Annotated in this window: 13 protein-coding genes; 6 read left to right on the top strand and 7 right to left on the bottom strand. The window is 50.7% G+C overall.

Annotation, left to right across the window (positions count from 1 at the left end; translation table 11 throughout):
• Positions 1–447 (bottom strand): amidase family protein (locus tag ABYT30_RS11440; RefSeq protein WP_373096560.1); only part of this gene is annotated, 447 nt, incomplete at its 3' end.
• Between the two features lie 183 nt (positions 448–630).
• On the opposite strand from ABYT30_RS11440, the gene ABYT30_RS11445 reads away from it, so the two are divergent.
• Positions 631–882: a TIGR02647 family protein gene (locus ABYT30_RS11445; RefSeq protein WP_373082601.1), complete on the top strand. Its 252-nt coding sequence runs from the start codon at positions 631–633 to the stop codon at positions 880–882.
• A gap of 57 nt (positions 883–939) precedes the next feature.
• Here the strand turns inward: ABYT30_RS11445 and ABYT30_RS11450 are convergent, their stop codons facing one another.
• Both ABYT30_RS11450 and ABYT30_RS11455 read right to left on the bottom strand, forming a co-directional pair.
• Positions 940–2,007 carry a hypothetical protein gene (locus ABYT30_RS11450; protein ID WP_373096562.1) on the bottom strand — a complete coding sequence of 356 codons (1,068 nt, stop codon included), beginning with the start codon at positions 2,005–2,007 and terminating at the stop codon, positions 940–942.
• A gap of 13 nt (positions 2,008–2,020) precedes the next feature.
• Positions 2,021–3,136, bottom strand: coding sequence for an esterase/lipase family protein (locus ABYT30_RS11455; protein WP_373082606.1), 1,116 nt, complete (start codon positions 3,134–3,136; stop codon positions 2,021–2,023).
• Between the two features lie 397 nt (positions 3,137–3,533).
• On the opposite strand from ABYT30_RS11455, the gene ABYT30_RS11460 reads away from it, so the two are divergent.
• Together ABYT30_RS11460 and ABYT30_RS11465 are read left to right on the top strand one after the other, a co-directional pair.
• Positions 3,534–4,064, top strand: coding sequence for a hypothetical protein (locus ABYT30_RS11460; protein ID WP_373082609.1), 531 nt, complete (start codon positions 3,534–3,536; stop codon positions 4,062–4,064).
• 146 nt (positions 4,065–4,210) lie between these two features.
• On the top strand, positions 4,211–5,209 hold the full coding sequence (locus ABYT30_RS11465; protein ID WP_373082610.1) for a metal-dependent hydrolase: 999 nt from the start codon (positions 4,211–4,213) through the stop codon (positions 5,207–5,209).
• Between the two features lie 26 nt (positions 5,210–5,235).
• Here ABYT30_RS11465 and ABYT30_RS11470 read toward each other — a convergent pair whose 3' ends face one another.
• Positions 5,236–6,192, bottom strand: coding sequence for a hypothetical protein (locus ABYT30_RS11470; protein WP_373096564.1), 957 nt, complete (start codon positions 6,190–6,192; stop codon positions 5,236–5,238).
• 227 nt (positions 6,193–6,419) lie between these two features.
• On the opposite strand from ABYT30_RS11470, the gene ABYT30_RS11475 reads away from it, so the two are divergent.
• Positions 6,420–7,421 carry an LLM class flavin-dependent oxidoreductase gene (locus ABYT30_RS11475; RefSeq protein WP_373082616.1) on the top strand — a complete coding sequence of 334 codons (1,002 nt, stop codon included), beginning with the start codon at positions 6,420–6,422 and terminating at the stop codon, positions 7,419–7,421.
• Positions 7,422–7,425: 4 nt separating this feature from the next.
• On the opposite strand, the gene ABYT30_RS11480 is transcribed toward ABYT30_RS11475, so the two are convergent.
• A complete protein-coding gene (locus tag ABYT30_RS11480; protein ID WP_373082618.1) occupies positions 7,426–7,623 on the bottom strand; it encodes a CPXCG motif-containing cysteine-rich protein in 198 nt (65 codons plus the stop codon).
• Positions 7,624–7,812: 189 nt separating this feature from the next.
• Here ABYT30_RS11480 and ABYT30_RS11485 point away from each other — a divergent pair, with 189 nt between their 5' ends.
• The gene (locus tag ABYT30_RS11485; RefSeq protein ID WP_373082620.1) at positions 7,813–8,217 is read left to right on the top strand and encodes a carboxymuconolactone decarboxylase family protein; all 405 of its coding nucleotides are present in this window, start codon (positions 7,813–7,815) and stop codon (positions 8,215–8,217) included.
• Between the two features lie 36 nt (positions 8,218–8,253).
• Here ABYT30_RS11485 and ABYT30_RS11490 read toward each other — a convergent pair whose 3' ends face one another.
• Together ABYT30_RS11490 and ABYT30_RS11495 are read right to left on the bottom strand one after the other, a co-directional pair.
• Positions 8,254–8,349, bottom strand: coding sequence for a hypothetical protein (locus ABYT30_RS11490; RefSeq protein ID WP_373096567.1), 96 nt, complete (start codon positions 8,347–8,349; stop codon positions 8,254–8,256).
• A gap of 26 nt (positions 8,350–8,375) precedes the next feature.
• The gene (locus ABYT30_RS11495; protein ID WP_373082624.1) at positions 8,376–8,558 is read right to left on the bottom strand and encodes a hypothetical protein; all 183 of its coding nucleotides are present in this window, start codon (positions 8,556–8,558) and stop codon (positions 8,376–8,378) included.
• Between the two features lie 205 nt (positions 8,559–8,763).
• Between ABYT30_RS11495 and ABYT30_RS11500 the strand changes: the two genes are divergently transcribed.
• Positions 8,764–9,083: alkaline phosphatase (locus ABYT30_RS11500; RefSeq protein ID WP_373096569.1), on the top strand; the 320-nt coding region annotated here is incomplete at its 3' end.

Below are 9,083 nucleotides of genomic sequence, written 5' to 3' on the forward strand. Positions count from 1 at the left end.
GGAACCGCCGGTACTGTAACCGTGTTTATGGGGGTTGTGGCTAGGACCAAACGATTTCGGCTCTGTAGTAATGATCAGGCCAAACTCCGGCGTATTCGTCTTAGCAAAAATATTCAAGCCGCTGGCTTTGTAGCGCCGGACCAATTCACTGTCGTAGTCCGGAATCACGGAGATTCCCCGACTACCCATGCGCATCGGTTCCCCCGCAAAACACGCCAATAAGTCTTTTAAAACAAAGGGCACACCTTTAAAGGGGCCGTCTGGCAGCCCCTGCGCTATTTGGCGATAGGCCCGCTCGTCAAAGCGATGAATTAAGGCATTAATTTGAGGATTGCGTGCATTAGCCGCGGCCAGTGCTGCATCAAGTACTTCCCTTGCGCTTACCGCCCCAGTGCCAATCAAGTCAGCCAGACCTAGGGCATCGTATTCGCCGTATTCTTTAAACATTGCCACGCTCCACCATTCACTTATTTGAGAATAGTAACAGCTCTGTTACCTAAACCAAGGGATTTGCCCTTTCGCAAAATTGCCTTTGGCAGCGCAGTCCAATACGCGCTACAGTATCTTACAAACGCTGACACGCTGTTGGCTGGCAACGTCCTCAATTCATAACAAGATAAGGTTGCAGATATGCCGCTCACGAAAGACATTCTTGACGAAATTCGCGTATTAACCCAATTCAACCCGGCCTCCGCCCTTGAAGGTATCAAGGTTCACCACACCGCCGAGCCGGCAACGATTGCCGCGACCAAACGTCTATTTGCCAAAGACCTCATTACCCAAGCTGACGGCGGTTACCTCACCAGCAGTGGTTTGGAAGTGATTCGCCACCTCGATAGCTTAATGACCGTATTGAACTGCAAAGACCAAGAAACAGCGTAACGATATAAATACGGGGGCCTAAGCCCCCGTATTTATATTTGGATACATTACAGCTACTTATTCGCGGCCGATTCGGCGATCACCCGCAAAACGGAAAAAGCCCGATTCCTCCTCGCGCTGAATAAGTTCGCTTTGCTCCGCAAATAATTGCGTTTGCAAAGCCTGCAGGCGGCGGTTTTGTTCGCTACCTCGATATGTTGCCAAAATCGTTTGGCGCTGCTCCATATATTGACTACCGGTAGCCCACAACTGGTCGCGACGCTTATCCAATGCAGTCCACCGGTCAAGCGCCTCAGCATCCATACCTAAGCCACTGCGAATTTCTCGCAATGAGACCAACCGCGATGAGGCAGGCAGGTTTTTCAATTCCTGCTGCACGGAGTCCAAGCTTAAAAAGCGATCCATCAACTCAGTCCGACGTGTAGCCAACAAAGGCTCAGCCTTATCACCCAAAGCGCCGCGCACTGACTCGACAAAATGCTTTAGCTTTTCCTCTGGGGGACTCGCAGCCATGTCTTCAGCTGCGGTCAAAGCCTCTTCAATGTGACGGTTACGCAACTCCGCCGCCCAAATCAGCTCGGCGTCACTACCAAATGCATCAAAGCGCTTCGCCCATAATGCTTCACGGCGCTCCAGTGGCGACATTGCCCGCAGGACGTCACGCTCCGTTAATAGCCACCCATTGTAGTTAGACCAGGCCTGAAATTTGGCGATTAACTCCGCCGCTAGTTCAGGGTACATTTGCGCAAGCAATCCTTCCACGCGACTTTCCCAGTCATCGGGATAGCGCGACTTAAGATAGGAAATCAATTGCTCAAGCAAACGAATTTGCGCGTGCTTTACCTCAATCACACCCGCGAACTTTTGTCCTAAATCTGCAATAAACTGCTTTTCGTCAATTTCATTTACCGCAGGCTTAAGCTGCTCGCGGCTGCTCGACTCAATATTGCTACTGGCCTGGCCATCCATACTCGGTGTAAGTCCTTGACCGCTAGTGGTCTGCTCGGGCGCTTGCCCGTGCAGACCTAACCAAGAACTCACAACAATCGACACCGGCACCAATAAGGTCAACAGCATAACCAAGGCAATTGGTTTAGTTATCGTTTTCTCGCTCATCGTTTTCATTTACCCGCTTTATTTAAAAGCCATTGTCGGCGATAAAATCGGTAATCGCGGCGTAAAATTCCATTTCGTCGAAGGTATCGGGTGGCACACCGATTACGTCCAAATGATCTTGGTTAATTTTCCACGCGTGCGAGGTCATTTGCGTCTGGTTCGGTGCATTCAAATCCCCCACATAACCAGTATTGCTCTGCGCCCACACGTAATCTAAGCAGCCATAACACTCCCAATACTCCAAACGATAGCCCATTTGCTGGGAATTGATGCCGACCAGACCATCGTCGTCGTTGTCGCTCGCATCACCATCGCCGGTGCCCAAAGCGCCATCGCCATTAGCGTCGTAGCTGGCGTAGCCGTCACCATCAATCTCAGTCCAGAGCTCTTTGAGCAAATACAGAGCCGGATTCATATTGCCGTTATCTTGACCGGTCAAAAAGCTCCGCGAGCGCTCGATATTCGCCGATCCAGCAGGGTAGTTCTGATTAAAGGCGTAGGTGCCAGTGGTCACACCGTCGTTGGGATCAAAGTCATGATTCACAAGTTGCTTTAGCGCAGCAATCGCATCGTTGCCGCCACTGTAAATGGTGTTGCCAAAGTAATCAGCCAAGGTCGCCAAAACTGACTGCACCCCAGGCTGTAAATTTAAAACATATTGCGCAATCGGCGAGCCGCGATGGGGGGAAGAAATACTAATGCCGTACTTAACCACCCGATAACCGCGATTATCCTGGAGTAACTTAGCCGCTTTACGCAGGTCTAAGCCCCCTTGGGAGTGGCCAATAATATTAACGTAGCTGTGCCCCGAGCTGGCCAGATAGCCTTCAATGTCTTGATATAACTCATAACCGCGCTGCTCAGAACCAGCAAAGGGCGTCACCGAAGCCACAAACGATTCCTGCCCAGAATGAATGTCGTGATTACAGTAATACTCGCCCCACTGACAGGTATCTAAGACATAAACGCCATAATCGTCGCCCCAGTAGTCATAGCCCAAAATATCATCGAAACCGGCCATGCCGTGGGCGAATACAATCGGGTATTGGGTTTTATTCGCATCGCGCGCAAACGCAGGCGACGTAAGGGTACTCACAACAATGAGTAATCCAACACTCAGTAATTGGCTAAACTTCATAGAACTAATCTCCAATATTATTTTTTAAATAAATTAGAGCCTGAAAATAAATGCCGTGAAACAGGGCTTTGGCCGCAAGCAACGCGCGGCAAAGCACAAACAGCGAAAACAAACCTCAGGCTTCGTATTATTTTTCTTAAGCCATCTTTGCGCTAATTAGTTGTCCGCACGTCCTGTGACAATCATTCAAGTTATCAATGACAACATTACATATTTTTAACATGTAATAGCAGCCATAATCAATAGTTTTCCAACTCCGCTCTCCGGACTGCCATTCGGCTGTGGCCTACTCTCCTTAATCACCGTGCAAATCGGTACAAATATGCGCAACTAATAGCCCTTGTTATGAGAGCAGTGCCACAGTAAATTGAGCTATTCACGATGATTTGGATAAACAATGATGAGAACAATTTTTGCCTACCTATGTATTGCGGCACTGACATTGCCTGTTACCAGCGTGCTCGCGGACGACGAACGCGAGCCCTCAAAGTCGAAGACGTCTAAAGACTATTCCGACAAAGACAACAAAAAGGACAAGAAAAAAGATAAGAAGAAAAGCAAATCAGACGATTATCACGATGATTATGAACAAGCTGGCAGCAAAGGTAACAAGCATGGCTGGGTTAATGGCATGCCGCCTGGGCAAGCCAAAAAATCGGGTGGAGACAAAGTAAAACACAAAGACCACGACCACGAAGACCATAATGACAATCACGACTACGATCACCACCGCGAAGAGTATCGCGATGGTGGCACTGAGCGAAATATCCACTACGACCGGAATCAACGACCCGCTACAAGCGAAGAAATATTGACTGATATGGCGAAAGACGAGGCGGCCAGGCGTGCTGGTGCCGCACCCGGTAGCGCAGAAGAAGCTCTGATTAATATCGGCGCTGACGTCATTCTCGAGCGCACAAACCGTTAATTCGACTGTTAAGGCCTTGCCGCTAGCAAGGCCTTAACTTTCATCAAGTGTGAAACTGCGCTAGCGTGTTTCCTCCTTTCCACAATTAAAGGGGCGCCGCATCAATAGCGAGACAAAACTCCCCAGCTCAACTCGGAAACCGGTATATGGATCCACTAACCCAAGGCCTCCTCGGCGCCACCGCCGTTGCCAATTCACGCATCGCTAAAGCCCCGCGCGGAGCGGCACTGGGCCTAGGTTTTTTGGGCGGTATGGCGGCGGACTTAGACGTACTCATTCGCTCGTCTAGCGACCCTTTATTGTTTTTGGAGTTTCATCGCCAGTTCACCCACTCTTTAGTCTTTATTCCCCTCGGCGGCATACTCTGCGGATTGGTATTGCACGCACTGTTTGCGAAGCGCAAAGGGTTTAGCCGCTGGCAAAGTATTCTGTTTTGCACCCTAGGCTATGCCACCCATGCCCTGCTCGACGCCTGCACCACCTACGGCACTCAGCTGTACTGGCCCTTTAGCAATGAGCGGGTGTCGTGGAATATTATGTCCATAGTCGACCCGCTCTATACGCTACCGATCGCGCTGTTGCTCGGTATTAGCCTGTCATTACAACGAGCTTGGCTGGCACGTATTGCCTTATTTTGGGTATTCGCCTACCCCACGATCGGATGGTGGCAGCGTGACCGCGCCGAGAGTATCGGTCGTGAATTAGCAGCGAGCCGTCAACATCAAGTCCTTAGCCTAAGTGCCAAACCGTCTTTTGCTAACTTACTCCTGTGGAAGGTGATCTATCGCACCCCCGACGCCTTTTACGTCGATGCTGTGCGTATGGGTATTAAGCCCAAAGTGATTGAAGGCGCTGCCGTTGCGCCGTTAGATATCCCCCGCGACCTGCCGTGGTTGCAAGCTGGTTCACAACAGGCCATAGACCTCGAACGCTTCCGTTGGTTTTCTCAGGATTATATTGCATTGGCGGCTGACAACTCGCACCGGGTCATCGATTTGCGCTACTCCTTGCTGCCTAATGAAATTGAGGCACTTTGGAGTATTGAGCTGTCACCGAGCAATAGCGAGCAGCACGTGCGCTATATCACCCAGCGCGGCGACAGTCGCGCGAAATCTGCAGAATTGTGGCGAATGTTATTTTACTGACCTAGGGGCTGAGGCCTGTAAAAAAATTAAAAGTAATAACCAAAATTTAGACGTAAACCCCTAATATCTTCAGCCTGAACCACCGCCAAGCCCAAGCGTAAAAAACTCAGCTGCGCCATATGACGACGCGTACTGCCCACACTTACTGCTAACTCATTTTGGCTACGGGTATAGGTGTCTGTGCCCTTAAAGAGCGTATTTACAAAGCTTAGCTCAATGCTAAGTAGCTCATCGGCGAAGGCCATTGGCATGGAATACAAAAGCCCATTCCTAAGAACCGTATTGGCGATATTCGGGTCAAATTGCCTGCCCGCTATATTCACTTTCAAGGTTTTGTAATAACCCACAAGATTCCCGATATATATCGAATTTGGCGATAAGCCCAGCGGAATTCGGTAGGCACTCGAAATCGATGCCCCCGCCTGTTCGGCCTCCTGGTCTAAGTCATTTGATTTAACATAACCGACGTTCAAGGCCGGCGTAAGCGCCCAATGAGTGGTCACTGGTAAACGCAGGGCCAAACCCGGCTGGATCGAATATGTTTTGGCGCCATTCACCTCACCCTGCGAGAGGGGCAAGCTCGCAATCCATTGCCGTCCAAAAATTTTCTCGGAACGAAAGGTGTACGACAGCGGCAAAGTGACGTAACTGGTTTTGACGCCGTTTGCCTCAAACTCGCCGACAGTAAAACTAAGGCCAAATAAATTGGAGACCCCGGCCAGCTCGTCGAATAGGGGATCAACGGGACTAAGGGTATCGCCGAGGGCAGTGGTAAAGGCATTCTCTACCGCCTGCGATTGCAGTGACCCCGGATTACCCGCAAACAAACTGGATGCCCCCGCCACTAAGGTGTCGCCAATACCAAGCGCAGATTGCCATTCTTCATCAATAAGCGACGAAACGAATATTGGCTCAGCCGCGAATGACGTCAATGTTGCCGCGCTAATGCATAGCATTAGCGCTAGGCGGCTCGGCAAGTCCATCGCCGCACTCCCATGCTGCTAACTAAGGTTCAATGACACGGATTACACCTAGCCACGGTAACGGCCGCGGGCTAATGCGCAATTTCTAGCATGATCACTTTATATAGCTCAGCATCAGAAAATTGGCCAATATAGCTCGCCACCCCGACGGCTGATTTGCGGCAAGAGCTATTGAAATCGGCAGTTTTGCCCCAAACTCATTTGAACGCATCGCTATTGGAAGCCCTATGACCGCGCTATCTGTTCTCGACCTCTCGCCCATCACCGCAGACGGTTGCGCCGGAGACTCCCTGCGCAACACTTTAGACTTGGCGCAACACGCTGAGCACTGGGGCTATAAGCGCTACTGGCTGGCGGAACATCACAATATGGCGGGCATCGCCAGTGCGGCAACGGCGGTGGTAATCGGCCACGTTGCCGCTGGCACCAAAACCATTCGAGTAGGCGCTGGCGGGGTTATGCTGCCCAATCACTCGCCCTTAGTTATTGCCGAGCAATTTGGCACTTTAGAAGCCTTGTTCCCTGGGCGAATCGATCTCGGTCTTGGCCGTGCCCCCGGCAGCGACCAAGCTACCGCCTACGCTCTGCGCCGCAACCTGCACGCCGATGTCGACCAGTTCCCCAATGACGTTGTCGAGCTGATGAGCTATTTCGGTGAAGCAGAACCCGGACAGCAAATTCATGCCTATCCCGGCCGAGGCCTTGACGTCCCAATTTGGATATTGGGTTCCAGCTTGTTTGGCGCCCAATTAGCGGCATCACTTGGCCTGCCCTATGCCTTTGCCTCGCACTTTGCGCCGGACCAAATGCTCGCGGCGATCGAAATTTATCGCACGCGTTTTCGGCCCTCCGCGCAACTCAGCAAGCCCTATGTGATGCTCGGCTTTAATATCTTTGCCGCCGACACCGACGCCCAAGCCAATTACCTAGCCAGCTCAATGCAGCGGGCCTTCGTTAATTTACGCAGAGGTACGCCGGGCAAACTCCAAGCACCAGCCGACAATTTTTTTCAAAGCTTATCATTGAGCGAACAGAGCTTACTTCAGAATATTATGTCTTGCTCTGCCATTGGCGGCCCCGACGCCGTGCTTGAAAAAACCCAGCAATTCATCGCCAAAACCGGCGCGGATGAATTGATGATTACCTCGCAGATATACGATCACAGCGCACGGCTGCGTTCCTATGAAATTGTGGGGGCAATGCAGAAACAGCTCAACGGCAAGGATTAAAAGACTAATACGCGTCGTTCTCAGTAAACACCGTCACGTTTAATTCGTCCTCCTCGGTAAGCCAAGCGCTAATAACCATTGGTTGGCAGCAGACCTGACAATCCTCAACATAGGTCTGCTCACCCTCTGAGGTATCGACCACCAACTCGATGCGCTCGCCGCAATAGGGGCAGCGCTGGCTTACAGACTCTAATGCATTCATATCGCACCTATTTTGACGTACAGCCTTAATTGCTACACCATCGCAGTATGCGCCATGACATGGCCGCCTATACTCTCAACAGAACTAATATTGCCACCAAAAGGCACTCTGAGATTACTATTTTGAGGCGATTTTTTAAAGTTAGCACGTTACCATCACCGGCATACAAAATTATTTGCGGAAAAAGCAATGACGGACAACAAAACTCAGAAAATCAAAGATACCGCGGCAGCCCTCTTCGACGGCTACACTGCTGAAAAACCCTACGAATTATGGCTGGGCTTCGACAAAGAATTAGCCAAGAACATGTCTCGATTTGTCGTCGGCGACATGTACGCTCGCAGCGTATTACCCCGCACTACACGTCAATTAGTCGCTATTGCGGCACTGAGCGCTACGGGCAAGCAAGACGAGCTTAAACTTCATATTCACGCCGCATTGAATGTCGGTTGCGAAGCAAAGGAAATCGCTGAAGCCATTTTTCAGATCGGTGTATACGCAGGCATTCCCGCCATGAACAATGCGCTCATTACACTGCGCACAGTGCTCGAGGAAAATGGACTGTGGCCACTTGAACAAAGTACCGAAAAATAAGCTAGCGGGACAACTAGCTCATTAGTCAAAAATGACTTATTTATCTGCAAGATAAGCCCGCCAGCCGCCAAAATGGCTGATATCGCCTGCTCCTACCAAACCCGAGGCCTCACAGATAAAGCCAAAAAACACGCTATCATCTTGCAGCGTGACTTTACCTATACCCGCGACAAAGCTGCCGAACTAGCTGGGACAATCACCATGCCGGGCCTAAATGGCGGGCCACCAGCCAGCACATAGAGTTTGTAATTTGGCGTCAATGTGTGTTTTTCAAGTAGGTAGCCACCGCGCTCGGTGAGCTGCCTATTCAGAGGCGGGCGATCGACGACAGCAGGCGACAATCAGTAACGGTCACGAGAAGCTCGGAGTGACGACAGATTTGCGCAAGAAAATAACCCCCGCCCCGTACCCCCTGGCAAAAAAACAGACGCGGGACATTCGCCTTCGATAACCTAATAGCAAAGCGGAAATAAAGCCGGTGATGCTTCCGTTAAGCACAAAATAGCAGGATAGTATGCTATTGCAATAATGAACTTTGGGATAATCATGGCGCTTAAAAAACACGGTTTCATCTTGGCTCTATCGACTGGATTATGCGCGCTTACCCTAGTCGCTTGCCAACAAAGCAATTCACCAGCGCCAGCTACCTCAAGTACGCGCCATCAGGAGGCGCCACTTAACAAGTATCAAGACGCACCGATGATCAGCAATGCGCAGAACAATAGCTGGTATCGCAATGCAGAAACCGCAATCGCCAATAAGCCACTGGGCTTGGCAGAACGTGGTAAGGCCCGCAATATCATTTTATTTCTGGGCGATGGCATGAGTATCGCCACTATCACCGCTGCGCGAATTCTCGCTGGCCA

Origin of the sequence: Zhongshania sp. (assembly GCF_041623545.1) — a bacterium.
In the GTDB taxonomy this organism is placed as follows: Bacteria; Pseudomonadota; Gammaproteobacteria; order Pseudomonadales; family Spongiibacteraceae; genus Spongiibacter.